The organism is Streptomyces sp. NPDC058674 (assembly GCF_042716505.1).
Classification (GTDB): domain Bacteria; phylum Actinomycetota; class Actinomycetes; order Streptomycetales; family Streptomycetaceae; genus Streptomyces.
On sequence record NZ_JBHXSC010000086.1, the window covers coordinates 1 to 26,170 of the forward strand.

Sequence of the window (26,170 nt, forward strand, 5' to 3'; positions counted from 1 at the left end):
TGGGGTCCTACCTGCCCTACCCCGGCCATATCCTGGCGGGCCTCCCCTGGGCCCCCCTGATGTCCCCCCGCCACCGCCCCGGCGCCGGGCCGACGGACGGCCGGCCGCCGGGCCGGGGCACGCTCAGAGCCAGGTGCCGAAGCGCCGGACGTACCAGGTCTTCACGAGCTGCGTGAGGGTGCAGTACGCGAGGAGCACGCCGACCAGCCACGGGAAGTAGCCGGCCGGCAGCGGCGCGGCCCGAGCGGAACTCCTGCCAGAAGCGGAGCAGTCCGCTGATCCCCACCATCACGGCGAGGACGACGACACCGGGGTCGGCCGGGTCCTGCCACCACACCACGGCGGCCAGGAAGACCAGGACGCCGATGAACGGGTTCGCCTACGCCTTCGCCAGCTGGAGGTACCAGCGCGGTGCCCGCTCGCGGGCGATGGTGTGGGGGCCGTGCCGCTCCAGGCACAGCGCCGCCTCGGCGCGGGTCAGGCCGCTGGGCGAGGTGTCCACGCAGTGCAGGGCCCGGACGCCGGGGGCCGCGGCGGCCGCGGCGAGGCGCTCGCCGACGAGGCGGGTGCGGACCTCGAGCTCGGCGGCCTTGCGCTCGCGGCGGGTCCGGCCCGGCGGCGCGAGCTTCGCCGAGGTGCGGGGAGTGAGCATGGTCACGACGCATACCTCCCTCCAGGTGTCCGGGCAGCGCGGAGCCGCACGGTCACGCGGAGTGGTCGTGGATGGGCGTGCGACGGCGCGACAAGGCCGCCGGGAACGCCGGCGGGCACGGATGGCGCAGCCCGACGAGCCGGCGGGGCATGCGGAAGCCGGGGGATGGGGGAGAGGGGGCGCGCAGCCGCGCACGGAGCCGGCGCGGACGCCGCGGCCGTGCGCACTCGGGAGGGGTCAGCCGGTCAGCCGGCGAGGGCGCTGCGAGGACTTCGATCGGGACTCATCCCGAACACCTCCTCGCGTAGCGCCGTCATGTACGAGGCGCCCGGTCCGGCCGGAAGGGCCGCAGAGGATCGGCGCCACGGCGACCGCAGCACGATCCGGACGCCCGTTCTCTCCCTCTTGTGGCCGGTAGTAGCCGATTCGTGCTGCGTCAGCCTCTTGACGTGTGGAGGCGCAAAGGCTCGACTTAAGGTTCACAAGTTGGAGAGACGCCGGGGTCTCGGAGCGCGCAGCCGTCAGAGCCCGGCCGGGGGGCGTCGGCTTGCCGGCGCTTATGGGCAGGAGTGGATGAGTCGTGCAGACTCCCGGATCGCAGTCCTCGCTGCATCGCGCGAATCTGGAACGGGTCGTGCGGGCGGTGCGGCTCGCGGGATCGCTGACCCAGGCGGAGATCGCCCGCGCCACCGGACTGTCGGCGGCCACGGTCTCCAACATCGTCCGGGAGCTCAAGGAAGCCGGGACCGTCGAGGTCACGGACACCTCGGCGGGCGGCCGACGGGCGCGCAGCGTCTCGCTCAGCGGTGACGCGGGCATCGTCATCGGCGTCGACTTCGGCCACACCCACCTGCGCGTGGCGGTCGGCAACCTCGCCCACCAGGTGCTGGCCGAGGAGGCCGAGCCGCTGGACGTGGACGCCTCCTGGGCGGACGGCTTCAACCGGGCGGAAACGCTGGTGGGACGGCTGGTGGCGGACGTCGGCGTGGGCCTGGACAAGGTGATCGGCGTCGGACTCGGCGTCCCGGGCCCCATCGACGTGGAGTCCGGGACCCTCGGCTCGACGGCGATCCTGCCGGGCTGGGCGGGGATCAACCCCCGCCAGGAGCTGTCACAGCGTCTGGGCGTACCGGTCTACGTGGACAACGACGCCAACCTGGGCGCCCTCGGCGAGCTGGTCTGGGGCAGCGGGCGGGGGGTCAAGGACCTCGCCTACATCAAGGTCGCCAGCGGCGTCGGCTCCGGACTGGTGATCAACGGTCAGATCTACCGCGGACCGGGCGGCACCGCCGGCGAGATCGGGCACATCACGCTGGACGAGTCGGGGCCGGTGTGCCGCTGCGGCAACCGCGGCTGCCTGGAGACCTTCGCCGCCGCCCGGTACGTGCTGCCGCTCCTCCAGGGCACGCACGGGCCGGAGTTGACGATGGAGCGGGTGGTCGAGCTGGCCCGCGGCGGGGACCCCGGCTGCCGCCGGGTCATCACGGACGTGGGGCGCCACATCGGCAGCGGCGTGGCCAGCCTCTGCAACCTCCTGAACCCGAGCAGGGTGGTCCTGGGGGGCTCGCTCGCCGACGCCGGTGAACTGGTCCTGGCGCCCATCCGTGAATCAGTGGGGAGGTACGCGATCCCGAGCGCGGCCAGGCAGTTGTCGGTGCTGACGGGCTCCCTCGGGGGCCGGGCCGAGGTGCTGGGCGCACTCGCCCTCGTACTCAGCGAAATGGGCGATTCAACCCTTTTGTCGCACCATGGAAGTGGAGTGCGAGCACCAGCCGTCTTGTCTTCAGGTAGATAACGGATGGCACCGTTGTCATCTCGTTAAGGATTCACTCCTTGACGGCAAAACGCGGCCGGGGTTGACTCACATCCACCTCGGCCGCAGTGTTGCGGCCTCGTCAGGGAGGTTCAAGTAATGAACACTCGTATGCGTAGAGCCGCTGTTGCCGTTGCCGCCGGCGCCATGGCCGTCTCGCTCGCCGCTTGCGGCAGCGCGAAGGAGGCCGGCGACAAGCCCAAGGACTCCGCCGCCGCCGGCGACGCCATCAAGGTCGGCCTGCTGCTGCCGGAGAACCAGACCGCCCGGTACGAGAAGTTCGACAAGCCGCTGATCGAGAAGAAGGTCGCCGAGCTGACCCGCGGCAAGGGCGAGGTCGTCTACGCCAACGCCAAGCAGGACGCGACCACGCAGAACTCCCAGGTCGACACGATGATCACCAACAAGGTGAACGTCCTCATCGTGGACGCGGTGGACTCCAAGGCCATCGCCGGGTCGGTCAAGAAGGCCAAGGACGCCGGCATTCCGGTCGTCGCCTACGACCGCCTCGCCGAGGGCCCGATCGACGCCTACACCTCCTTCGACAACGAAGAGGTCGGCAAGGTGCAGGGCAAGGCGCTGCTGGAGGCGCTGGGCGACAAGGCCAAGGACGGCCAGATCGTCATGATGAACGGTTCGGTCACCGACCCGAACGCCAAGCTCTTCAAGTCCGGCGCCCACTCCGTCCTCGACGGCAAGGTGAACATCGGCAAGGAGTACGACACGGTCGAGTGGAAGCCGGAGAACGCCAACACCAACATGGCGGCCGCCCTCTCGGCGCTCGGCAAGGACAAGGTCATCGGCGTCTACTCCGCCAACGACGGCATGGCCGGCGGCATCATCACCGCCCTCAAGGCGGCCGGCCTGTCCACCCTGCCCCCGGTCACCGGCCAGGACGCCGAACTCGCCGGTGTGCAGCGGATCGTGTCGGGTGAGCAGTTCATGAGCGTCTACAAGCCGTACGCCCCCGAGGCCGCGGCCGCCGCGGAGATGGCCGTCGCGCTCGCCAAGGGCGAGAAGATCGACGGAATCATCAACCAGAAGGTCGACAGCCCGACCGCCAAGGCCGTCCCGTCGGTCCTGATCCCGGTCGTGTCCCTCACCAAGGCCAACATCAACGACACCGTCGTCAAGGACGGCGTCTACACGGTCGAAGAGATCTGCACCGAGAAGTACGCGGCCGCCTGCGCCGCCGCCGGCCTCAAGTAAGGCCCCCGTCGCCCGCTCGTACGGCGACCCCCACGCCTGCCCGGCGCCCCGCCCCTTCTTACCCCGCCACCCGCGGGGCGCCGGGCAGAAACGTTTCCTCCAGTTTCCCCCCAGCTTCCCCCCATTCGCCCCGCTCCTGCTCTTTTGCTCGACATCCCCGCCGGCCAGGCGGCGAAGGAGATGGTTCATGTGTCCGCTGCGCCCGTGCTGGCGTTGCGAGGGGTCTCGAAGCGGTTCGGCGCCGTTCAGGCCCTGACCGACGTAGAACTCGAGATCCACTCCGGTGAGGTGGTCGCCCTCGTGGGCGACAACGGCGCCGGCAAGTCCACGCTGGTCAAGACGATCGCCGGCGTGCACCCCATCGATGACGGAGTCATCGAGTGGGAGGGCCGCCCCGTCTCCATCGGCAAGCCCCACGACGCCCAGAACCTGGGCATCGCGACGGTCTACCAGGACCTCGCGCTGTGCGACAACATCGACGTCGTCGGCAACCTCTTCCTCGGCCGCGAGCTCAAGCGCCGCGGCATCCTCGACGAGGTGGAGATGGAGCGCCGCGCCCGCGAGCTCCTGACCACCCTGTCCATCCGAATCCCCAGCGTCCGGATTCCCATCGCCTCGCTCTCCGGCGGTCAGCGCCAGACCGTGGCGATCGCCCGTTCGATGCTCGGCGAGCCCCAGCTCGTCATCCTCGACGAGCCCACCGCAGCCCTCGGCGTCGAGCAGACCGCACAGGTCCTCGACCTCGTGGAGCGGCTGCGCGAGCGCGGCCACGCCGTGATCCTCATCAGCCACAACATGGCCGATGTGAAGGCCGTCGCCGACAAGGTCGCGGTCCTGCGGCTCGGCCGCAACAACGGTGTCTTCAACGTCGCCGACACCTCGCAGGAAGAGATCATCTCCGCCATCACGGGAGCCACGGACAACGCCGTGACCCGCCGCGCGGCCCGCACCGGGGAGGCCCGCAAGTGAGCACCGAGAACCCAGCTGCCGACCCGCTCCACAAGGCGGCGGACGGCTCCGGCGACCACACGGTCGTCAACCCGGCCGCCGCGCCGGACGCCATCCCCGCCGTGGACCCGCGCCTGCTCGTCCGCGAGCAGGGCCTGGCGGGATACCTGAGCGAGTTCGGCCGCAAGATGAAGGCCGGCGACCTGGGGTCCATCCCGGTCGTCCTCGGCCTGATCATCATCTGGGGCATCTTCCAGGGGCTGAACGCGAACTTCCTCTCCCCGGAGAACCTCACCAACATCGCGATCACGATGACCGCCACCGGCATGATGGCCGTCGGCATCATCTTCGTGCTGCTGCTCGGCGAGATCGACCTCTCGGTCGGCTCGGTCAGCGGCGTCTCGGGCGCCATCGTCGCCGTCCTGTCCGTCACCCACGGTATGAACGAGTGGCTGGCGATCCTGGCCGCCGTCGTCGGCGGCGCTCTGATCGGCTCCATCCACGGCTTCTTCTTCGCCCGGATCGGCGCCCCCGCCTTCGCCGTCACCCTCTCCGGCCTGCTGTTCTGGTCCGGTGCGATGCTGCAGATCCTCGGCAGCAACGGCACCATCAACCTTGACTCCGAGGGTGTGGTCGGCCAGCTGACCACGTACTTCTTCTCGGACGTGGCCGTGGGCTACGGGCTGGCCGCCCTCGCGGTGGCCGGCTACTTCCTCGGCACGGTCTTCGACGCCCGCCGCCGCGAGGCGGCCGGCGTGCCGTCCCGGCCCATGGGCGAGATCGCCCTGCGCACCGGCCTGCTCGCGGTGTTCACCTTCGGCCCCGCCGTCGTGTTCAACCAGTACAAGGGCCTGCCGCTCGCGGTGGTGCTCTTCGTACTGGCGCTGGTCGGCACGGACTTCCTGCTGCGCCGCACCTCCTTCGGCCGCCAGGTCTTCGCGCTCGGCGGCAGCGTCGAGGCCTCCCGGCGCGCCGGCATCAACGTCAACCGGGTCCGGATCACGGTCTTCGCGATCGCCGGCACCTTCGCCGCCATCGGAGGGCTCTTCTGGGCCTCCAAGATCGCGGCGGCCAACCAGAGCGCCGGCGCCGGCGACCTGCTGATGAACGTCATCGCCGCGGCCGTCATCGGCGGCACCAGCCTCTTCGGCGGCCGGGGCCGGACCTGGAACGCCCTCCTCGGCGTCATGGTCATCACCTCGATCCAGTACGGTCTGGCCCTGGAGGGAATCGCGACGCCGATCCAGTACATGATCACCGGTGCGGTGCTGCTGGCCACCGTGGTGATCGACTCGATCACGCGCAAGACCCAGAAGACCGCCGGACGTGCCTGACCGCACGCCCGGTAGCGGTATCCGCCGGTAATACCGGTCACAGTGCCCGGCGCCACCCCAGGTGGCGCCGGGCATCGGTGCGTACAAGTGCGCGCACACCTGTGCGGGTATACGCCCGTTTGGGACGTGTGACCGTGCGGCGGTGTGTACATGTATGACAAAGGTGTGACTCCTCCGGGACGGCCCGATGACCGCGCCCGCGAGCGGAACATTAGACTCGACAGACCAGCCGGCAACTGCAAGGAGGCACGGGTGCTGCTGACCCGCATCAAGGGACCGCGCGATCTGGACCGGCTCAGCCAGGAGGAGCTCGACGAGCTCGCCGCCGAGATCAGGTCCTTCCTCGTCGACGCCGTCTCCAAGACCGGCGGGCACCTCGGCCCCAACCTCGGGGTGGTCGAACTGACGATCGCCCTGCACCGGGTCTTCGACTCGCCCAAGGACAAGATCCTCTTCGACACGGGCCACCAGACCTACGTCCACAAGCTGCTCACCGGCCGGCAGGACTTCGGCGGGCTGCGCACCAAGGGGGGCCTGTCCGGCTACCCCTCGCGCGCCGAGTCCGAACACGACGTGATCGAGAACTCGCACGCCTCCACCGTGCTGGGCTGGGCCGACGGCTTCGCCAAGGCCAACGAGGTGCTCGGCCGGGAGGACCACCACGTCGCCGCCGTCATCGGCGACGGCGCGCTCACCGGCGGCATGGCCTGGGAGGCGCTGAACAACATCGCCGCCGCCAAGGACCGCCCCCTGGTCATCGTGGTCAACGACAACGAGCGCTCCTACGGCCCCACCATCGGCGGCCTCGCCAACCACCTGGCGACCCTGCGCACCACGGACGGCTACGAGCGCTTCCTGGCCCGCGGCAAGGACCTCCTGGAGCGCACCCCGGTCGTCGGGAGGCCGCTGTACGAGACCCTGCACGGCGCCAAGAAGGGCCTCAAGGACTTCATCGCCCCGCAGGGCATGTTCGAGGACCTCGGCCTCAAGTACGTCGGCCCGATCGACGGCCACGACATCGAGGCCCTGGAATCGGCCCTCCAGCGCGCCAAGCGCTTCGGCGGCCCCGTCATCGTGCACTGCCTCACCCAGAAGGGCCGCGGCTACGAGCCGGCCGTCCAGGACGAGGCGGACCGCTTCCACGCGGTCGGCGTGATCCACCCGGACACCGGCCTCCCGGTCAAGACCGCCGCGGCCAGCTGGACCTCCGTCTTCGCCGACGAGATGGTCAAGCTCGGCAGGGAGCGCGAGGACATCGTCGCGATCACCGCGGCCATGCTCCAGCCGGTGGGCCTCAAGAAGTTCGCGGACGCCTACCCGGACCGCATCTTCGACGTCGGGATCGCCGAGCAGCACGGCGCCACCTCCGCGGCGGGACTGGCCAGCGGCGGCGTGCACCCGGTCTTCGCGGTCTACGCCACCTTCCTCAACCGCGCCTTCGACCAGGTCCTCATGGACGTGGCCCTGCACAAGTGCGGGGTGACCTTCGTCCTGGACCGGGCCGGCGTCACCGGTGACGACGGCGCCTCCCACAACGGCATGTGGGACATGTCCATCCTCCAGGTCGTCCCCGGCCTGCGCCTCGCGGCCCCGCGCGACGCCGAGCAGCTGCGCGCCCAGCTCCGCGAGGCCGTCGCGGTCCAGGACGCCCCGACCGTCGTGCGCTACTCCAAGGGCGTCGTCGGCCCGGCGGTCCCGGCCGTCGGACGCATCGGCGGCATGGACGTGCTGCGCACCCCGGCCCCCGAGGTCACCCGACCGGACGTACTCATCGTCTCGGTCGGCGCGCTCGCCCCGATGTGCCTGGAGATCGCCTCGCTGCTCGACAAGCAGGGCATCACCTCGACCGTCGTCGACCCCCGCTGGGTCAAGCCGGTGGACGAGGCCCTGGCCCCGCTCGCCGACGGCCACCGCGTCGTCGTCACCGTCGAGGACAACGGCCGCACCGGCGGCGTGGGCGCCGCCGTGTCGCAGGCCCTGCGGGACGCGGGCGTCGACGTACCGCTGCGCGACTTCGGCATCCCCCAGCGCTTCCTGGACCACGCGCTGCGCAAGGAGATCCTGGCCGAGATCGGGCTGACCGCCCCGGACATCGCGCGGCAGGTCACGGGCCTCGTCGCGAAGCTCGACGGGCGCTACGACACCGAGCAGGCCGCCACCGTCGACTGATCCGGTCGGTCGACGCGCGGTTGCACGTCACGGGCCGGGAGATCACCCTTGAGGTGGGCCTCCCGGCCCGTTCGCGTGCGTCGACACCTGTTCGGAGGTGCGTCGGTGAGTAGGGATATGAACAGCCCCTTCCGCACCAAGACGGTGGAGCAGTCCATCCGCGACACGGAGGAGCCGGAACACGCGCTCCGCAAGTCGCTCTCCGCCTGGGACCTGACCGTGTTCGGTGTGGGTGTCATCATCGGCACCGGCATCTTCGTCCTCACGGGCATCGCGGCCCGGAACAACGCCGGACCCGCCACCGCCCTCGCCTTCGTGGCGGCGGGCGTCGTCTGTGCCCTCGCGGCCCTCTGCTACGCCGAGTTCGCGTCCACCGTGCCGGTGGCCGGCTCCGCCTACACCTTCTCGTACGCCTCGATCGGCGAGCTGCCCGCCTGGATCATCGGCTGGGACCTGGTGCTGGAGTTCGCGCTCGGCACCGCCGTCGTGGCGGTCGGCTGGTCCGGGTACGTGCGTCACCTCATGGAGACCAACCTCGGCTGGGACCTGCCCGTCGCGCTGTCCGGACCCGACGCGGGGGGAACCTTCGACCTGCTGGCCTTCCTGCTGATCCTGGCGCTGACCGCGGTCCTGGTCGTCGGGACGAAGCTGTCGGCCCGGATCACCGCGATCGTGGTCGCCATCAAGGTCACCGTGGTGCTGCTGGTCATCATCGCGGGCCTGTTCTTCATCAAGGCCGACAACTACTCGCCGTTCATCCCCCCGGCCCAGCCGCAGGAGGCGGGCGGCGGCCTGCACGCGCCACTGGTCCAGCTGCTCTTCGGCTACGCGCCCACCAACTTCGGCGTCATGGGCATCTTCACCGCGGCCTCTCTCATCTTCTTCGCCTTCATCGGCTTCGACGTGGTGGCCACCGCGGCCGAGGAGACCAAGAACCCCCAGCGGGACATGCCGCGCGGCATCCTCGGCTCGCTGCTGATCTGCACGGTGCTCTACGTCGCCGTGACGCTGGTGGTCACCGGCATGCAGAAGTACTCGCAGATGTCGCCCAGCGCCCCGCTCGCCGAGGCCTTCAAATCCGTGAACCAGCCGTTCTTCGCCGGTGCCATCAGCCTCGGGGCGTCCGTCGGTCTGATCACCGTCTGCATGATCCTGCTGCTCGGCCAGACCCGGGTGTTCTTCGCGATGAGCCGTGACGGACTGCTGCCGCGCGTCTTCTCCGTCACCCACCCCAAGTACCGCACCCCGTACCGGGCGACCCTGCTGCTCGGCGGGATCATCGCCGTCGTCGCGGGCTTCACCAGTCTGGAGAAGCTCGCGGAGCTGGTGAACATCGGGACCCTGTTCGCCTTCGTGGTGGTCGCCCTCGGCGTGATCGTCCTGCGCCGGACCCGCCCCGACCTGCACCGGGCCTTCCGCACCCCGTGGGTGCCGGTGGTCCCGATCCTGTCGATCGCGGCTTCCCTCTGGCTGATGCTCAACCTGCCGGCCGAGACCTGGATCCGCTTCGGGATCTGGATGGCGATCGGCATCGTCGTCTACTTCCTCTACGGACGCCGCAACAGCCGCCTCGGCAAGGCCGGCGCGGACGCGAAGTTCTAGTCCGGGGAAGCCGGGAGCCGGCCGTACGGGTCACCCGTACGGCCGGCTCCGCGGATGCTGCTCCCGTCAGCCCTTGGCGGGGGAGTCCTTCGCCGAGGCCGGGATCTTCTCGTCCTTGAGCAGGGCCGCCCAGAGCTGGTCCGCCTGCGGCTGGGCCACGACGACGCGGTTGCGGTCCACCTTGTCGTAGGCGACCGGCAGCATGACGGTCTCCATGGTCTCCGGGTTCACGTTCTTCATGCTCTTCGCGAAGTCGGAGAGCGCGGTGAGCGAGGCGAGGTCGGAGTCGGTGGTCAGCGACTTGGTGCCGGCGTCCGCGAGCTTGTAGAGCCGGGCCGGGTTGCCGAGCGCGTCCTGCTTCTTGATCTCGGAGAGCATCGCCAGCATGAACTGCTGCTGGAGGCCTATGCGCCCCAAGTCGCTGCCGTCGCCGTAGCCGTAGCGGGTGCGGACGAACTTCAGCGAGTCGGTGCCGTCCAGCCGGTGGGTGCCCGCGTCCAGCTTCAGACCGCCCTTGGCGCCCGTCATCGGCTTGTCCAGCGTGACGGTCACTCCGCCGAGCGCGTCGACGAGACCCTTGAAGCCGGCGAAGTCCACCTCGACGAAGTGGTCCACGCGGATGTGGGACATCGCCTCGACGGTCTTGACCACGCAGGCCGGACCGCCGGTGCTGTAGATGCTGTTGAACATGGCCCGCTTCTGCGCGGGGACCGTCTTGCCGCCGTCGCCCTTGCACTCGGGCCGGTCCACCAGGGTGTCGCGCGGGATGCTGACCGCGGTGGCCTTGGACCGGCCCTCGGGTATGTGCACGAGCATCGTGGTGTCGGAGCGGGCGCCGCTGACGTCCCCGCGGTCGAGGTCGCCGTTGGCCCCCGCGCGGGAGTCGGAACCGAGCACCAGGACGTTCTGCGCTCCGGTGACCACCTTCTGCGGCCGGTCGTCGCCGATCGCCCGGTCCAGGTCGACGCTGGAGATGTTGCTGTTGAGGCTGCTGTACATCCACCATCCCGCGCCGCCGACGGCGAGGACCAGCACTGCCACCGACAGGAGAACGATCCACAGGACGCGCTTGCCGCGACGCGGCTTGCGCCGGCTGGTGCGGGGGGAGGCAGCGGGCTGGTCGGTCATGGAGGCAGAGCCCTTCTGCTATAGATGAAGATGAATAATAGACAGACTTTCGAGTGGGCACTCCCGGGGGTGAACCGGAGTGGAAGCGCCCACCGCGAACAGCACATGGCGGAAGGACGGACGGCGTCGTGAACCGAGGCAGGGGCGGTAGCCGGGCCGCCCATCCGGCTCCCGGGGCGCACCAGGCCGCACCGGCGGGGCCCGGCCCCGGCCTCCCCGCGGCCCCCACCGGAAAGTGGCTGTTCAGAGGGGGCGACGGCCGTCTGACGGCCTATGCGTGCGCGGCGCGGGGACTGCTCCGCTGGACCGAGGCGGCCTATCCCGCCACGGGTTGGACGGGCCCGGAGGTGCTGTCGGTCCCCGGCTGGACCGGAGCCGCGGCCATGGCGCAGAGCCATGAGGGCTACATCCATTTCGTTACGCTCCGCACGCCCGCGGACGGCTCCGGCAGGCCGGAAATCGCCGTTGCCACGCAGTTCCAGTCCGGCCGCGGACTGACGGACTGGCGCGGCCTCGGCGCCCCCGGCGTACGCGGCGGCCCGGAGGGCGACGCACCGGTCTGCCCGCCGCGCATCGTCGTCAACCAGCGCTCCGGAACCGTGCACGTCATCGTCTCCCTGCGCCTGGGCGGCATCGTGCGCCGCAGCCGCAACGCCCAGGGCACGTGGGGCGGGTGGAAGCAGATCGCGCCCGACCCCTACCCGGGGGGCATCACCGCGGTGATGCCCGCGGGCGGCCGACTGGAGGTCCTCGCCTCGGGGCCGGCCGGCATCGACCGGTGGGTGGGCTCCGCCCAGGGGCAGTTCCACCTCGCGGACCGCGTCGCCACGCAGATGGCCGGCGTCCCGGCCGGCTGCGAGACGGGCCCGCGCAGGGCCACGTACTTCTGGCGCTACCCCGGCGACGACTCCCTGGTCGCCTGGCGAGCCGGGCAGCCGGGGGTGCAGAGCGGCATGATCGGACTCGGCGGCGCGGGCGGCCGGGGCGCCCCCGGTGTCGGACGGGCCGTCATAGGCGGCTACGACTGCACGGTCCTCGCGCAGAACGGCGGGGAGGGCGACATCGAACTCACCGCCTACGTCAGCGAGAACGAGGGGTACGGCACCTGGTGGGCCGGCCTCGGCGGCCGGGGGCTGCGCGCCCCCCAGGTGGCCGTCGACGCCGCGGGCCGCATCGTGGTGGCGGCCCTCGACCGCGACGGGGCCCTGGCGGTGACACGCCAGGACACCGCCGCCGAAGGCCTCGTCTTCGGCCCCTGGCAGCGGGCCTGAGCCGCCCGGTCCGTCCGCCCCGCCCCGGTCCGTCCGCTCGCCCGTCCGGCCGGGTGAGCGGGCGGGCGGACGTCAGCCGGCGTCCGGCAGCGGCCGGCGCTGCGCGACCTCCACGCTGAGTCCGCCGGACTTCGTGTAGTACGCGGACGCCACGAGCTCGGAGCCCGGCGCGCCGGGCGCCGGAGCCACCACCACCGGCCGCCGGGCCGTCGTGTCCACGTCGTCGCCGCGGCGCGGCCCGAGCCGCACCTCCCGGGTCACGCCCTCGAAGGACACCGCGAGGTGGAGGTCCCAGTTCCCCGGGGGGACCGGCCAGCCGTCGGACGCGTGCGCCAGGTTGATCCGGGCCGAGAAGCGGCCCATGGCCCGGGGGTTCCCCTTGGCGTTGGTCAGGGTGTCGTCGCGGCGGGCGGTCGTGGCGAAGCTCTCGCAGACACCGCTCGTGCGCTCCCGCAGCACCACCCGGGTGGCCCGCTCCTTGGTCGACAGCTGCTCGAAGAAGCCGTACCCCTCCAGGACCAGCGCCGGTCCGTCCCACCGCACCTTCTGCAACGCGTGACTGACCGTCATGTCATCGGTGATCTCGAACAGTTCGTCCGGCAGGGCGACCCGCGGGTCACGGAAGAACGGCAGCGTGGTGAAGACCCGGCCGTTCTCCACGGTCTTGCGCACGCCTGGCCGGTCCTTGTCCGCCTCGAAGGCGGCGATCGCCTGGGCCTCGGGGGCGTGGCCGCGCGCCAGCAGCGCGTACCGCACCGCCAGCATCCGCGGCAGCAGCGCCAGCGCCCCGGGCGAGACCTGCGAGCGGAGCAGTTCCGCCGCGCCCCACAGCGCCTGCTCGCGCTCCGCCTGGTCCGTGTCGGTCAGCAGCGCGGCCGCGGTCGCCTTGGCCAGCTCGACCTCCAGGTGCCGCGCGTGCAGCCGGTCCCGGCGCGGTCCCTCCGGGAGCTGCGAGCCGACCAGCGCCAGCATCCGCGAGACCAGGGCGACCCGGTCCGGCAGGCTCGCCGGCGCCGCCTGCGAAGGGCCCTTGACGACACAGGTGCGGTCGCCGACCACAGAGACGTTGTCCGCACCGATGTACGCGGCGGCGGTGAAGGCCTGGTCGTCGCCGATCGGCATGTCGGTGGGGAAGGCCAGGCCGCGCCGCTGGACCAGGCTGGTACGGAAGAGCTTGTCCGGGGTCAGCGACCAGTAGGCGCGGGAGGAGTACACGTCGGTGTGGGACTGGTTCTTGCGGAACATCGAGGTCGCCACCGTGTGCCGGCCCGAGCTCTCCAGCTTGCCCAGGACGACGTCGGCCTCGTTCGTGTCGCCCGAGGCGACCATCCGGGCCAGGGCGTCCGGCGCCAGCCGGTCCCCGGCCTCCAGGAAGATGACGTACCGTCCGACCGCCTGGCTCAGCGCCCAGTTGCGGGCCGCCGCCGGGCTCAGCCCGCGCGCCACCCGCCCGACGCGCAGGAAGTCGGGATGGCGGTGCGCCGCGCGGGCCAGCACCTCGCCGCTCTCGTCCGTCGACCCGTCGTCCACGGCGATGACCTCGAAGCGGTCGGTGCCGAGGGACTGCGCGGCCAGGGAGCCCAGGCAGTCGTCGAGCGCCGCGGCCTGGTTGCAGACCCGCAGCGCGACCGTCACGTCCTTGATGTTCATGATCCTGTGATCCTCGTCGGTTCCGCACGGACTGCTGCGACGGGGGCCGGCCACGGCATCTCCCCTGTGAGCTCGGGCCACTGCCAGGGCCGGAAGGCCACGTCCGCGGGGCGCTCCGGGAGCACGCCCGGGGTCTGCCCCGGCGCGCCCACGAAGACGTTCACGTGCGAGGTCAGCTTCGCGGCGTCCGGCGTGGCCACCGTGTACTCCAACCGGTCGTGGCCGCTGAAGCCGGGGGAGGGGGTGTAGGTGACCCAGCCGTCGTACGACACCTGCGCGGAGCCCGTCCGAGGCTGCGTCACCGAGACCACCGTGCTGCCCGCGGGGAGCGCCGACAGGACGTTGACCGCGCCCGTACCGCCCGTCTCGGCCGTGATGCGCAGGCCCCGGGCGGCCGCGGTCCGCAGCGGCAGCGCCTCACCCGAGAGCTTGCCCGTACGCACCAGCTTGCGCCCGGTGGCGTCCGGGACGCCCACCGAGAACTGGGGCCGGACGCGGTGCGCGGAGGTCGCCGCGCCGATCCGCAGGCGCAGGACGCCCGTGCTGCTCTCGCCGGCCTCCGCCCGGACCCGGAACCAGCGCTGGCGGGGGAAGTACTCCAGGCCCTGCACCCCGACGATCTCGGCCGCCTCGGTGAGCGGCCCTTCCATCAGGTACGCGCAGCCGCGCGACGCCCCCTGGTCGGGCGCCACGGACACGCCGATCTCCAGGGTGTCGCCCGGGGCCACACCGGCCCGGGGATCGGCCGAACTGTACAGGCCGGCGAAGACGACGCCCAGGGACGGGTCGCCGCCCACGGCGCGGCCGCGGCAGAGCAGGAACACGGGCGGGACTCCCTACGAGACGGGGAACTCGGACACACGGGACTCGGTCTGGCGCTCGAACGTCTCCTCGTCCAGCCAGCCCATCTCGTCGTACGAGAACCGGCGGCGGTCGAGGTCCCCTCCCCAGTGGGAGGGGATGACGCCCTGCTCCAGCAGGCTGCGCACGACGAACCGGGCGCACTCGATCGCGCCCTCGGCCCGCAGGTGCACGTTGTCCCCGTCCTGGACGTTCTTCTGGACGGGCTCGCCCGGCCGCAGGTAGGTGAAGGCGCGCTTGGAGGCCTCGGGCCCCAGCTCCTCCCACCACTCCAGGCTCTGGCCGTACAGGTCGACGAGCGGTACGTGCTCGTCCTCGGCCAGTCGCCGGGCGGCGAGCGGGTAGTCGCCGAGCGAGCGCGTCACGTTCCCGTGCGCGTCGATCCTGCGCAGCTCGTACGGCAGGACGACCACCGGATGGGCCTGCCGCTCCCGCGCCCCGTGCACGTACGCGGCCATGTGCTCTCCGTAGGTGGAGAACGGATCGGTGTGCAGCCCGGGGTCGGCCTTCGCGTCGATCTGGGCGAAACCGAACAGCAGGTAGTCGCCCGGGGCGATGGTGTCCAGTATCCACTGGAGGCGCCCGCGTTCCCGGAAGCTCTTGGAACTCGCGCGGGCACGGGCGCAGTTGACGACTTCGACGGCGTCGCCGAGGAACAGCGGCAGGGCCTGCGCCCAGCCCGCCATCGGCAGGTATCCGTGCGGGCGGCTCACGGCGGTGGAGTCGCCCGCGACGAAGACGCGGGGACGGCCGCCCCGGGGCTGTCCGGGTGCGTACGCCATGGCTAGACCTCCTGCTCACCGGCGGTCTGGGTGAGCACCGACGCCAGGGCCGCCTCGAAGGCGGACCGCTGCGCGGGCGAGGACGTCGGGTCCTGCTTGCGCACGTCGATGACGTGGCCGGTCATCTCGGACAGCAGGACGTCCAGGGAGCTGAGCGCCACCGACTCGGAGGTCAGCAGGGAGCCGGAGGGCTCCTGGCCGAAGGCCTTGGTCCGCATCGGGGTGGCGGTCCGCTCGGGGTTCACGCAGTTGACGCGGATGCCGTCGCCGGCCCACTCGTCGGCGAGCGCCTGCGTCAGGTTGACCATGGCGGCCTTGGTGGAGGAGTACAGGCTGTACTCGGCGCGGCCGCGCGTGTAGCTGCTGGAGGTGAACAGCAGCAGCTGGCCCCCGGTCTCGCTCAGGTACTTGTACGAGGCGCGGGCGATGTTCACCGGGGCGAGGTAGTTGACCTCCAGCGCCTCGCGGACCGTGTCGTTGTCGGTCGCGTCGAGGCGGCCGACGCGCAGCACGCCCGCGGTGTTCACGACGTAGTCGATGCGGCCGGTCTCGGCGTAGGCCCGGGCGAGGGCCTCCTCGACGTGGTCGACGTTCTCGACGTGGGTGCCGGTCGTGGAGCGGCCCAGGGCGAAGACGCGGGCCCCGAAGCCCTCGGCGATGCGCGCGATGTCGGCGCCGATGCCGTACGAGCCGCCGAAGACGAGGAGGGTCCTGCCGGTCAGCTGCTCGCGGTAGGCGGCCTCGTCGGCGTGCGCGGGCGCGTTGTGGGAGGCGAGCTGGAAGAGCTTGTCGGCGATGAAGACGTCGACGGGCTGCGTCACCTTCATGTTGTACTCGTCGCCCTGCACCACGTGCACCGGGACGTCCGGCAGGTACTTGACCACGACCGAGCAGTCGTCGGTGGCCTGGAAGGACGGGTCGGCCTCGGCGCGGTCGTAGGCGGCGCGGATGGTGGAGAGGCGGAAGCCCTGCGGGGTCTGGCCGCGGCGCAGCCGGGAGCGGTCGGGCACCTCCGTGATGAACTCGCCGTCGCCGCCGTGGGTACGGGTCACGATGACGGTGTCGGAGGAGGGGATGGCCACGTCGACGGCCCGGTAGTTCTCCAGCGCCTCGACGCACTCCTTGACCACGCGCTGCGAGAGCAGCGGGCGGACCGCGTCGTGGAAGAGCAGGTTGACGTCCTCACCGGGGGCCAGGCCCTCGGCCGCGGCCCGGATCGCGATGCGGGTGGTCTCGCTGCGGGTCGACCCGCCGGCCAGCACGCGGGTGACCTTGCCCAGGCCGGCCCGGTCCACGATGCGCTGCGCGTCCTCCACGTACGCGGGCGTCATCAGCAGGATGACGTCGTCGACGTCCGGAGCGGTCTCGAAGATGTGCAGGGTGTGCTCGAGGATCGGCTTCCCGGCGATCTTGAGCAGCTGCTTCGGTATCTCTAGACCGATGCGCTGACCGGTGCCACCGGCCAGTACGACGGCAACGGTGCGGCGCGGTGTGGCACTGGAGGACAAAGTCTCCTTCTTCCTTGCAGGGGGAGGGTGCGGCAAGAGGGTTCCGCGGAGGACCGGTTACGCGGGCAGGTGCGTCGGTACCGAGTGCTCCACGGGGAAATCGAGCATCCCCCGCCGGTACAGGTCGTTGGCTGCGGCGTTGAAGCGGACGCCGGACGGGGGGTACTCCTGTCCCAGGAGGTACTCCTTGAGCTGCTCCCGGTAGGGCGCCATGACGTCCTCGCGGGGTTCGAGCATGGCCTCGATGGCGGTGCTCAGGCCGTTGCACTCGGTGTCCAGCAGGTACGAGGCGTACGCCGTCCGCTGTTCGTTGCGGAACTGGTCGTCGGGCAGGCCGTCGAGGTTGAAGATCGCGTAGGGCTTCAGGGTCGCGACGAAGTCGGAGACGACGCTCGACATGTCGCCGATGAGCAGGTCGGACTGGTTGAAGCAGTCGTACAGGGCCGGAATCCGCTCGGTCACCACGTGGTGCGCGGAGTCCGGGATCGCGCTCCAGTACAGGGTCGCTGCCTGGTTGCGGCTCCGCCGGATACGGGCGGTCCGCTCCTCCTCGGTGAGGTCCGGGTACTTGGAGCGGACGCCGCGCTCGGAGAGCTCCGCGATGCGCTTGTCGATCCGGGCGAGCTTCTTGGCGGCGGCCTTGGAGTCGGTGGCGTTGCGGCCGAAGCGCCGGGCGTTGTCCTCCTGGAGGAGGGCGATGACGCGGCGGTGCGCGGCGGCCGCCTCGGCGGAGCGCGACCCGGTCAGCGGGTGCGGCTTGTAGATGATCCGGATCTCCTGCTCGTGGTCGAGCAGGGCCCGGATCAGCTTCTCGCCGGCCGGGATGACCGAGGTGTAGCAGGCGTCGTCGGTCCAGCCCTCCCAGGTGGGGGCGTAGATGACGGTGGGCAGCGGCCCCGCGACCTTGCCGGTCCAGCGGTGCAGCGGCATGAGCTGGGGCCGGCCGACCTCGACGATCTGGTTGTGGGTCACCGCGTGCTTGATCCGCTCGTAGCGGTCGCGTCCGGCGCGTCCGGCCACCCAGATCTCGTCGAAGACCTTGCTGACCCGGTTGCTGCTCGCGAGCTTGTCGCTGTCGCCGTGGCCGATGAAGACGTGCTTGACCTCGGCGCGCTGGAGCATGTGCACGTTCTTGCCCGCGTTGCCGGGGTAGAGGACGACGCGGAGTTCGTTCATCTCGATCCGCGCGAGGTTGTCGGCCTTGGGGACGCAGATGACGGGGATGGGCGTGGCGTCCAGGTGGCGCAGGGTGGCCCGCTCCCGCAGCACGATGACGGGCCGCAGGTCCAGCTCCTCCAGGGACTCCAGCCACATGTTCACCTGGTACATGAAGTCTTTGGATATGGCGGCGAAGGTGAAGTAGAGCGCGATCTGGGGGCGGTACTCGGCCAGCTGGTGGTTGAGCTCGTCCAGGGCCTCGTCGGTGGTGGGCAGCTTGAGCGCGTTGCGCGCGTCGGGCACCAGCACCAGCAGGGAGAAGTAGCCGAGGAAGACCGTGGTGATCATGCCGTACGTGACCCAGCGCCAGTCCTCGGTCGCGATGGTGGCGAGGGAGCCGGCCATCAGCGGGATGTCCAGGTGCAGGGTCTTGCGGACGTGCTTGTCGACCAGGAACGGGTGCGGCATGCGGCGGATGCCGAGCGCTTCCAGGTCCAGCCCGCGGGTGGTGAAGGGCAGTTCGTTGCGCATCTTGCGCACGTGCTTGAGGAGCGCGCCGTACGCGAGCTGGAGGATGAAGAGCAGCAGCAGCCCGATGGTGGTCATCTGGGCCACGAAGGACTCGATGTCGGCGATGGCTCCGCACAGGCCGAGCAGCAGGAACTGCCGGATGAGGAAGCGCATGGTGAGGCCGAAGCGGGAATCGCGCAGCCGCTCCAGGGTCGTCGACTCGGTGTTGTGGAGCAGCAGGTCGCAGACGTAGCTGCCCGCGGCGCAGTACGCGAAGAGGGGGAGGGAGGCGAGCGCGACGGCGGCCATCATGCCGACGAAGCTCAGGATGAGCCCGGCGGTGATCAGGATGCCGAGAACGGCCTGGCGTCGCTTGGAGCCCATGGTGCGGTGCCTCCCCCATGGAGGTATGTGAATCCCGTGAAGTGTCGGAGTAGTATAAGCAGCCTTATGGACCACTCCAGAACTGCAGGTGAACCTCAGCTCAATGCTTGGGGTGACTCCCGGGTAGGGGACACCCGCGGGTAACGGGAGCTTCGTCACATAAAGATGACGGGTCTTCGCCTTCGCGGGGGCGTCTCAACCGGTGAAGCGATACAGCGTCAGTTCACGACGATCTTCGTTTTTCACGGAAAAGCCGATGCACAATCCCGGCCGGGCCCCGGCCAGGGTGACGGCCATTCCCTCCGGCTCCCGGTACGGGAGATCCGGCGCCACGGTCACGCGCTGACGGCCCTGGGGCTTTCCGGTCAGCACGTCGATCGCGGAGATGAAGGTATTCCCCCCGGATTTCCGGGGGTTGTCGCCTTTTTTGTCCGTGTACGGGTTCCCGGTGAGCACGTAGATGAAGTTCCCGTACAGCGCGCAGCCCTGGAACCATTCCTCTTCCCGCACCTGTACGCCCGCCTTGACGAACTGTGCGGATTCCGTGTGCCCGGCGAGGAAGTCCACCATTTGGTATACGGCGAATCGCTGTTCGTCGTCCTCTTCGTAGCTCACCAGTACCCGCCCGCCGGCCAGGTCGAGGGAGGGGGACACGTCGGACGCGCCGGGGACCGGATCGTAGTGCGTCACCGCCGGGTCGGAGCTGTCGAGGATGGCGCCGTCCTTGAACGGCGTGCGCGCGACCGAGCGGCCGTAACCGGTCTTCGGGTCGGCTCTGCCCTCCACCCACAGGTACGTGCGTTTGCCCACCGGTTCCACCGCGAAGGAAATGCCGTGGCCGAAACCGCGCAGATACATGTGCCCGGTGACTTTCCCGGCGGAGGTCAGCCGGGTCAGGCACATATCCCCGGCGCCCTTGCGGCCGTCCGCGTCCACCGGCTCGTCCTCGTCGGAGAGGCGGATGCCGGCCTGGAGGGTCTGGAGGGTGAAGATCAGTCCGTTCGCGTCGTCGAAGGCGAAAGACTGCGGGCCCGTCGTGTTGAAGAGCCGGGTCGGGGCGAGGAGCTCGGTGCCCGACCGTATGTCGAATTCGCCCGCGATCGGAGAGGTGTGCTCCTCCTCGCCGCCCGTCTCGGGGCCGCGCTCCCAGACCAGGCTGCCGACGGCTGTTCCGGCGGCGACGACGCCGCCCGCGAACAGCAGGGTGCGTCGACTGAAAAGTAGTTGATTGTCCGCCATGTCCGGCATTCTGTCATCGGAGCCGTCCGGCTCCTGCGTCGGCCCCCGGCCAGGAGGCTCTCACACGGCGGCGGGCGCCCGCCCCCCGAGGGGGGCGGACGCCCGCCGTGCACGCGTCGCGCCGTGCGCCGGACCGGTCGGGTCCCAGGCGCCGTCCGCGGTCCCTAGGCCGGGACGCTCGCAACGCCGGGGGCGAGGAACTTCTTGCCGTTCACCCGCTCCGAGACGCCCTCGCGGTCCAGGTACGGCGTGATGCCGCCCAGGTGGAAGGGCCAGCCGGCGCCGGTGATGAGGCACAGGTCGATGTCCTGGGCCTCGGCCACGACACCCTCCTCCAGCATCAGGCCGATCTCCTGCGCCACCGCGTCCAGGACGCGGTCGCGGACCTGCTCCTCGGTCAGGACGGAGTCACCCTGCACCAGGAGCGCGGCGACCTCGGGGTCCAGCTCCGGCTTGCCGGAATCGTAGACGTAGAAGCCGCGCTTGCCGGCCTTGACGACGGCCGCCAGGTTCGGGGAGACGGTGAAGCGCTCCGGGAAGGCGCGGTTGAGGGTCTCGGAGACGTGCAGACCGATCGCCGGGCCGACGAGCTCCAGCAGCACCAGCGGGGACATCGGCAGGCCGAGCGGCTCGATGGCCTTCTCGGCGGTGGCCACCGGGGTGCCCTCGTCGATGACGTTCTGGATCTCGCCCATGAAGCGGGTCAGGATGCGGTTCACGACGAACGCCGGGGCGTCCTTGGTGAGGACCGCGGTCTTCTTCAGCTTCCGCGCCACACCGAAGGCCGTGGCCAGCGAGGCGTCGTCGGTCTGCTCGCCGCGGACGATCTCCAGCAGCGGGAGGATCGCGACCGGGTTGAAGAAGTGGAAGCCGACCACGCGCTCCGGGTGGCGGAGCTTGGACGCCATCTCGGACACCGACAGCGAGGAGGTGTTGGTGGCGAGGATCGCGTGCGCCGGGGCGACCGCCTCGACCTCCGCGAACACCTTCTGCTTGACGGACATCTCCTCGAAGACGGCCTCGATGATGAAGTCCGCGTCGGCGAAGCCCTCGGCCTTGTCCAGGACGCCGCTCACCAGGGCGGCCAGGCGGTTGGCCTTGTCCTGGTTGATGCGGCCCTTGCCGAGCAGCTTCTGGATCTCGGCCCGGACGTAGTCCACGCCCTTGTCGACGCGCTCCTGGTCGATGTCGGTGAGGACCACCGGCACCTCCAGGCGGCGCAGGAAGAGCAGCGCCAGCTGCGAGGCCATCAGGCCCGCGCCGACGACGCCGACCTTGGTGACCGGGCGGGCCAGGGACTTGTCCGGGGCGCCGGCCGGGCGCTTGGCGCGCTTCTGGACCAGGTTGAAGGCGTAGATGCCCGAGCGCAGTTCGCCGCCCATGATGAGGTCCGCGAGCGCGGTGTCCTCGGCGTCGAAGCCCTTCTGCAGGTCCCCGTCCTTGGCCGCCTCGATGATCTCCAGCGCACGGTAGGCCGCCGGGGCCGCGCCGTGCACCTTGGAGTCCGCGACGGAGCGGCCGCGGGCGACCGCCGCGTCCCAGGCCTCGCCGCGGTCCACGTCGGCGCGTACGACCTCGGTGGTGCCGTTCAGGACGTTCGCGGTCCAGAGGAGCGACTGCTCCAGGAAGTCGGCGCCCTCGAACAGCGCGTCCGCGATGCCCAGGTCGAAGACCTGCTTGCCGCGCAGCTGCTTGTTCTGGTTGAGCGAGTTCTCGATGATCACCGAGACCGCGCGGTCCGCCCCGATCAGGTTCGGCAGCAGGGCGCAGCCGCCCCAGCCGGGAACCAGGCCGAGGAAGACCTCGGGGAGGGAGAAGGCCGGGATGGCCTTGGAGACGGTGCGGTAGGTGCAGTGCAGGCCGACCTCGACGCCGCCGCCCATCGCCGCGCCGTTGTAGTAGGCGAAGGTCGGGACCGCGAGGGCCGACAGCCGCTTGAAGACGTCGTGGCCGCCCTTGCCGATGGCGAGCGCCTCGTCGTGCTTCTTCAGCAGCTCGACGCCCTTGAGGTCGGCGCCGACCGCGAAGATGAACGGCTTGCCGGTGATGCCCGCGCCGACGATGGAGCCGGCGATGGCCTCCTGCTCGACCTGGTCGATCGCCGCGTTCAGGTTGGCGAGGGACTGCGGGCCGAAGGTGGTCGGCTTGGTGTGGTCCAGGCCGTTGTCCAGCGTGACGAGCGCGAAGCGCCCCGCGCCGAACGGCAGGTCGAGGTGGCGTACGTGCGCCTGCGTGACGACCTCGTCCGGGAACAGCTCGGCCGCGCCCTTCAGGAGCTCAGCGGTGGTGCTCACTTGGAGTCTCCCTCGGCGTTGAAGTTCGGGTTCTCCCAGATGACCGTGGCGCCCATGCCGAAGCCGACGCACATGGTGGTCAGGCCGTAGCGGACGTGGGGCTGCTCCTCGAACTGGCGGGCCAGCTGCGTCATCAGGCGCACGCCCGAGGAGGCGAGGGGGTGGCCGAAGGCGATGGCCCCGCCGTACTGGTTCACGCGGGAGTCGTCGTCGGCGATGCCGTAGTGCTCCAGGAAGGCCAGCACCTGCACGGCGAAGGCCTCGTTGACCTCGAAGAGGCCGATGTCGTCGATCGTCAGACCGGCCTGCGCGAGGGCCTTCTCGGTGGCCGGGATCGGGCCGTAGCCCATGACCTCCGGCTCGACGCCCGCGAAGGAGTACGAGACCAGGCGCATCTTGACCGGGAGGTTGTTCTCCCGGGCGAAGTCCTCGGAGGCGATGATCGCGGCGGTCGCGCCGTCGTTGAGACCGGCGGCGTTGCCCGCGGTGACCCGGCCGTGCGTACGGAAGGGGGTCTTCAGGCCGGCCAGGTTCTCCAGCGTGGTGCCCGGGCGCATCGGCTCGTCGGTGGTGACCAGGCCCCAGCCCGTCTCACCGGCCGCCTCGTTGGTGTTGCGCACCGAGATCGGGACCAGGTCCTGCTGGATCTTGCCGTCGGCGTACGCCTTGGCGGCCTTCTCCTGCGAGCGCACGGCGTACTCGTCGGCGCGGAGCTTGGTGATCGTCGGGTACCGGTCGTGCAGGTTCTCGGCGGTCATGCCCATGAAGAGGGCGGACTCGTCGACCAGCTTCTCGGAGACGAAGCGCGGGTTCGGGTCCACGCCCTCGCCCATGGGGTGGCGGCCCATGTGCTCGACACCGCCGGCGAGGGCGACGTCGTACGCACCGAAGGCCACACCGCCGGCGACGGCGGTGACGGCGGTCAGCGCGCCGGCGCACATGCGGTCGATGGAGTAGCCCGGGACGGACTGCGGAAGGCCCGCGAGGATGCCGGCCGTACGGCCCAGCGTGAGGCCCTGGTCGCCGATCTGCGTGGTCGCGGCGATGGCGACCTCGTCGATCTTCTTGGGGTCCAGGTCCGGGTTGCGGCGCAGCAGCTCCCGGATCGCCTTCACGACGAGGTCGTCGGCCCGGGTCTCGTGGTAGATGCCCTTCGGGCCCGCCTTGCCGAACGGGGTGCGGACGCCGTCGACGAAGACGACGTCCCTGACGGTACGAGGCACGTTGGCTCTCCTCCAGGTGCGGGTGTGCACTGCTGCGCGGGAGCGCGCTCGGCGGATGACGCTGAGCGCGCGCTCACCTCGCCCATGCTACTTGCGGGTAACCCATGTGCACACCCCCACCGGGAGGAGCGGCGAAGGTCACACTGCGGCGCCCGCGGCCACCGCCGGTCCGGGCGCCGGGCCGTCCGCCATGGCCGCGGCCACGGCCGCCGAGGAGCGGTGCACGTCCGCCGCGAACGCCAGGCGCCCGACGCCCAGCGTGCGCAGGGCCGGCCCGTGGTCCACGGCGACCAGCACCGCGGCGCCCCCGAGCAGCGCCCGCCACCCGGCCGCCACCGCCCGGCGGGCGGGCCGGGGGAGCGGCGCCAGGCCCTCGCGCAACCGCCGGCAGTGGAAGGGCACGTGCCGCTCCTCGTCCGCCAGCAGCCGGCCCGCCACCTCCGCGGCCAGCGGGTCGGGCGAGCCGTCGCGCAGCGCCCGGTAGTACCGCAGTGCGACCACCTCGGCGACCATCAGGACCAGCAGTTCCAGCCTCAGTCCCGTCAGTCGGCGCAGCCGCACGAAGGCGGCGTCGCTCCAGTGCCCCTCCAGGGTCGGCGCGCCCCCGGCTGCCAGCAGCAGCGCCAGCATCCTGGCGTGGTTCTGCTCCTCGGCCACGAACATCCGGACGGCTTCCGTGTAGGTCGCGTCACCCGCGCGCCGCGCCTTGCCGATCAGCGCCGAGCCGTCGCCGTCCTCACCCACCTGGAACTTCTGGACCGAGCGGACGACCTCCGGTGGCAGCCGCGCGCCGCGCGCCCAGTACGGATCGCCCAGCGCCGCCCGGCGCCCGCGCTCCGCCTCGAAGTCGGCGATCCATTCCCCGTACCCGGTTTTGATCATGTTCAGAACCTAGCGATTCTTGAGCGTGTTCAAAAGGTGCTGGTGTCATGAGCGCGTAACAAAGCCCCCGGCCGGTCGGCCGGGGGCTTTCGTCACGGGTGCGGGTGCGGGTGCGGGTGCGGGTGCGGGTGCGGTCAGGCGGTCGCGGTCGCGGCGAGGGCCGTCACGAGCGCCGGTGTCACCTGTTCGATCTGCCACGGGCGGGTGCCGTGGCCCGCGAGGGTCTCGGAGACCGTGTCCGCGTCGAGGCGCTCGGGCGGCTCCCAGCACAGCCGGCGGACGGTGTCCGGGGAGATCAGGTTCTCCTGCGGCAGGTTCAGCCCCTCCGCCAGCGCCGACACGGCGGCGCGGGCCGCGGACAGCCGCGCCGCGGCCGCCGGGTCCTTGTCCGCCCAGGAGCGCGGCGGCGGCGGGCCGGCCTGGTTCGCGCCCGGCTGCGGCAGCTCGCTCTCGGGCAGCGCCTTCGCCCGGTCCACGGCGGCCATCCACTGGTCCAGCTGGCGCCGGCCCATCCGCTGTCCGTAGCCGGGCAGCGCGGACAGGGCCTGCGCGTTCAGCGGCAGCGCGAGCGCCGCCTCCACGATCGCGGCGTCCCCCAGCACCTTGCCGGGGGAGACGTCGCGCCGCTGCGCGATCCGGTCCCGGGCCTCCCACAGCTCCCGTACGACGGCCATCTGCCGGCGCCGGCGCACCTTGTGCATGCCGGACGTGCGGCGCCACGGGTCCTTGCGCGGCGGGGCGGGCGGGGCGGCGGCGATGGCGTCGAACTCCTGGCGGGCCCAGTCCAGCTTGCCCTGCCGGTCGAGCTCCTTCTCCAGCGCGTCCCGCAGGTCGACCAGCAGCTCCACGTCCAGGGCGGCGTAGCGCAGCCACGGCTCGGGAAGGGGGCGGGTGGACCAGTCGACGGCGGAGTGGCCCTTCTCCAGCGCGTAGCCCAGCACGTTCTCGACCATGGCGCCGAGGCCGACCCGGGCGAAGCCGGCCAGGCGGCCGGCCAGCTCGGTGTCGAACAGGGAGGTGGGGGCCATGCCTATGTCGCGCAGGCACGGCAGGTCCTGGCTGGCGGCGTGCAGGATCCACTCGGTGCCGGACAGGGCCTCGCCCAGGGCGGAGAGGTCGGGGCAGCCCACCGGGTCGACCAGTGCGGAGCCGGCCCCCTCGCGGCGCAGCTGGACCAGGTACGCGCGCTGCCCGTAGCGGTATCCGGAGGCGCGCTCGGCGTCCACGGCGACGGGTCCGGTGCCCGCGGCGAAGGCCGCGACCACGCGGGCGAGGGCTTCCGCGTCGGCGGCCACGGGGGGAATCCCCTCGCGGGGTTCGAGCAGGGGGATCGGCGGCCCATCGGACGGAGATTCGTCGTCCGGGGGGCCGCCCCCGGTGGTGGTGCGCAGGTCTGCTGCGGTCTCTTGGGCGTCGGTCACCGGTCAAGGGTATCCGTGGATGCGGCGCGCCCGTCGCCGGAACGTTCCGGCGACGGGCCCGGTGGGGGGGGTAGGACGGACCCCCGGGGTTAGCCGGCGGTGCGCCGGGGGCCGACGGGCGGGGTAACGGGG

General features: G+C 71.2%; 19 protein-coding genes. 7 read left to right on the forward strand and 12 right to left on the reverse strand.

Going from position 1 to position 26,170, the window contains the following annotated elements:
• Window positions 1-379: 379 nt before the first annotated feature.
• Window positions 380-658, reverse strand: coding sequence for a hypothetical protein (locus ACFWU6_RS30235; RefSeq protein ID WP_383800390.1), 279 nt, complete (start codon window positions 656-658; stop codon window positions 380-382).
• A 574-nt stretch (window positions 659-1,232) separates the two neighbouring features.
• Between ACFWU6_RS30235 and ACFWU6_RS30240 the strand changes: the two genes are divergently transcribed.
• The 6 genes from ACFWU6_RS30240 (at window position 1,233) to ACFWU6_RS30265 (ending at window position 9,727) form a co-directional block, all read left to right on the forward strand.
• Complete coding sequence (locus tag ACFWU6_RS30240; protein WP_383800388.1) at window positions 1,233-2,447, forward strand: ROK family protein; 1,215 nt, start codon at window positions 1,233-1,235, stop codon at window positions 2,445-2,447.
• A 117-nt stretch (window positions 2,448-2,564) separates the two neighbouring features.
• Entirely contained in the window at window positions 2,565-3,674 is a 1,110-nt protein-coding gene (locus tag ACFWU6_RS30245; protein ID WP_383984210.1) for a sugar ABC transporter substrate-binding protein, read from the forward strand.
• A gap of 180 nt (window positions 3,675-3,854) precedes the next feature.
• Window positions 3,855-4,643 carry an ATP-binding cassette domain-containing protein gene (locus tag ACFWU6_RS30250; RefSeq protein WP_383800412.1) on the forward strand — a complete coding sequence of 263 codons (789 nt, stop codon included), beginning with the start codon at window positions 3,855-3,857 and terminating at the stop codon, window positions 4,641-4,643.
• A gap of 92 nt (window positions 4,644-4,735) precedes the next feature.
• Entirely contained in the window at window positions 4,736-5,956 is a 1,221-nt protein-coding gene (locus tag ACFWU6_RS30255; protein ID WP_383800409.1) for a sugar ABC transporter permease, read from the forward strand.
• A 252-nt stretch (window positions 5,957-6,208) separates the two neighbouring features.
• Complete coding sequence (gene dxs / locus ACFWU6_RS30260; protein WP_383800382.1) at window positions 6,209-8,125, forward strand: 1-deoxy-D-xylulose-5-phosphate synthase; 1,917 nt, start codon at window positions 6,209-6,211, stop codon at window positions 8,123-8,125.
• 117 nt (window positions 8,126-8,242) lie between these two features.
• Window positions 8,243-9,727: an amino acid permease gene (locus ACFWU6_RS30265; protein ID WP_383800378.1), complete on the forward strand. Its 1,485-nt coding sequence runs from the start codon at window positions 8,243-8,245 to the stop codon at window positions 9,725-9,727.
• Between the two features lie 66 nt (window positions 9,728-9,793).
• Here ACFWU6_RS30265 and ACFWU6_RS30270 read toward each other — a convergent pair whose 3' ends face one another.
• On the reverse strand, window positions 9,794-10,855 hold the full coding sequence (locus ACFWU6_RS30270) for an LCP family protein (protein WP_383800375.1): 1,062 nt from the start codon (window positions 10,853-10,855) through the stop codon (window positions 9,794-9,796).
• Window positions 10,856-10,983: 128 nt separating this feature from the next.
• On the opposite strand from ACFWU6_RS30270, the gene ACFWU6_RS30275 reads away from it, so the two are divergent.
• Window positions 10,984-12,126 (forward strand): hypothetical protein, encoded by a 1,143-nt coding sequence (locus tag ACFWU6_RS30275; RefSeq protein WP_383800372.1) that lies wholly within the window; start codon window positions 10,984-10,986, stop codon window positions 12,124-12,126.
• 72 nt (window positions 12,127-12,198) lie between these two features.
• Here ACFWU6_RS30275 and ACFWU6_RS30280 read toward each other — a convergent pair whose 3' ends face one another.
• From ACFWU6_RS30280 to ACFWU6_RS30325, 10 genes are all read right to left on the reverse strand, one after another.
• Entirely contained in the window at window positions 12,199-13,776 is a 1,578-nt protein-coding gene (locus ACFWU6_RS30280; protein ID WP_383984213.1) for a glycosyltransferase family 2 protein, read from the reverse strand.
• Window positions 13,773-14,600 carry an Ig-like domain-containing protein gene (locus ACFWU6_RS30285; RefSeq protein ID WP_383800366.1) on the reverse strand — a complete coding sequence of 276 codons (828 nt, stop codon included), beginning with the start codon at window positions 14,598-14,600 and terminating at the stop codon, window positions 13,773-13,775. Before ACFWU6_RS30285 ends, ACFWU6_RS30280 begins: the two co-directional genes overlap by 4 nt.
• A gap of 12 nt (window positions 14,601-14,612) precedes the next feature.
• A complete protein-coding gene (locus ACFWU6_RS30290; RefSeq protein ID WP_383800364.1) occupies window positions 14,613-15,419 on the reverse strand; it encodes a rhamnogalacturonan acetylesterase in 807 nt (268 codons plus the stop codon).
• A 2-nt stretch (window positions 15,420-15,421) separates the two neighbouring features.
• Window positions 15,422-16,927 (reverse strand): SDR family NAD(P)-dependent oxidoreductase, encoded by a 1,506-nt coding sequence (locus tag ACFWU6_RS30295; protein ID WP_383800362.1) that lies wholly within the window; start codon window positions 16,925-16,927, stop codon window positions 15,422-15,424.
• A gap of 57 nt (window positions 16,928-16,984) precedes the next feature.
• Window positions 16,985-18,979, reverse strand: a complete 1,995-nt coding sequence (locus ACFWU6_RS30300; RefSeq protein WP_383984216.1) for a hypothetical protein — start codon at window positions 18,977-18,979, stop codon at window positions 16,985-16,987.
• A gap of 195 nt (window positions 18,980-19,174) precedes the next feature.
• Window positions 19,175-20,227 carry a signaling protein gene (locus ACFWU6_RS30305; protein ID WP_383984218.1) on the reverse strand — a complete coding sequence of 351 codons (1,053 nt, stop codon included), beginning with the start codon at window positions 20,225-20,227 and terminating at the stop codon, window positions 19,175-19,177.
• Between the two features lie 155 nt (window positions 20,228-20,382).
• Window positions 20,383-22,512: a 3-hydroxyacyl-CoA dehydrogenase NAD-binding domain-containing protein gene (locus ACFWU6_RS30310; RefSeq protein WP_383984221.1), complete on the reverse strand. Its 2,130-nt coding sequence runs from the start codon at window positions 22,510-22,512 to the stop codon at window positions 20,383-20,385.
• Window positions 22,509-23,735: a thiolase family protein gene (locus ACFWU6_RS30315; protein ID WP_383800351.1), complete on the reverse strand. Its 1,227-nt coding sequence runs from the start codon at window positions 23,733-23,735 to the stop codon at window positions 22,509-22,511. The genes ACFWU6_RS30310 and ACFWU6_RS30315 overlap by 4 nt, the downstream gene beginning before the upstream one ends.
• 138 nt (window positions 23,736-23,873) lie before the next feature.
• On the reverse strand, window positions 23,874-24,617 hold the full coding sequence (locus ACFWU6_RS30320; protein ID WP_383984224.1) for a ferritin-like domain-containing protein: 744 nt from the start codon (window positions 24,615-24,617) through the stop codon (window positions 23,874-23,876).
• A gap of 134 nt (window positions 24,618-24,751) precedes the next feature.
• Window positions 24,752-26,038 (reverse strand): HRDC domain-containing protein, encoded by a 1,287-nt coding sequence (locus ACFWU6_RS30325; RefSeq protein WP_383984226.1) that lies wholly within the window; start codon window positions 26,036-26,038, stop codon window positions 24,752-24,754.
• Window positions 26,039-26,170: the final 132 nt, after the last annotated feature.

Coding starts and splice junctions, on each gene's coding strand:
- ACFWU6_RS30270 (WP_383800375.1), bottom strand. CDS start 10,855: ATGACCGACCAGCCCGCTGCCTCCCCCCGCACCAGCCGGCGCAAGCCG.
- ACFWU6_RS30245 (WP_383984210.1), top strand. CDS start 2,565: ATGAACACTCGTATGCGTAGAGCCGCTGTTGCCGTTGCCGCCGGCGCC.
- ACFWU6_RS30265 (WP_383800378.1), top strand. CDS start 8,243: ATGAACAGCCCCTTCCGCACCAAGACGGTGGAGCAGTCCATCCGCGAC.
- ACFWU6_RS30290 (WP_383800364.1), bottom strand. CDS start 15,419: ATGGCGTACGCACCCGGACAGCCCCGGGGCGGCCGTCCCCGCGTCTTC.
- ACFWU6_RS30305 (WP_383984218.1), bottom strand. CDS start 20,227: ATGCCGGACATGGCGGACAATCAACTACTTTTCAGTCGACGCACCCTG.
- ACFWU6_RS30300 (WP_383984216.1), bottom strand. CDS start 18,979: ATGGGCTCCAAGCGACGCCAGGCCGTTCTCGGCATCCTGATCACCGCC.
- ACFWU6_RS30250 (WP_383800412.1), top strand. CDS start 3,855: ATGGTTCATGTGTCCGCTGCGCCCGTGCTGGCGTTGCGAGGGGTCTCG.
- ACFWU6_RS30280 (WP_383984213.1), bottom strand. CDS start 13,776: ATGAACATCAAGGACGTGACGGTCGCGCTGCGGGTCTGCAACCAGGCC.
- ACFWU6_RS30320 (WP_383984224.1), bottom strand. CDS start 24,617: ATGATCAAAACCGGGTACGGGGAATGGATCGCCGACTTCGAGGCGGAG.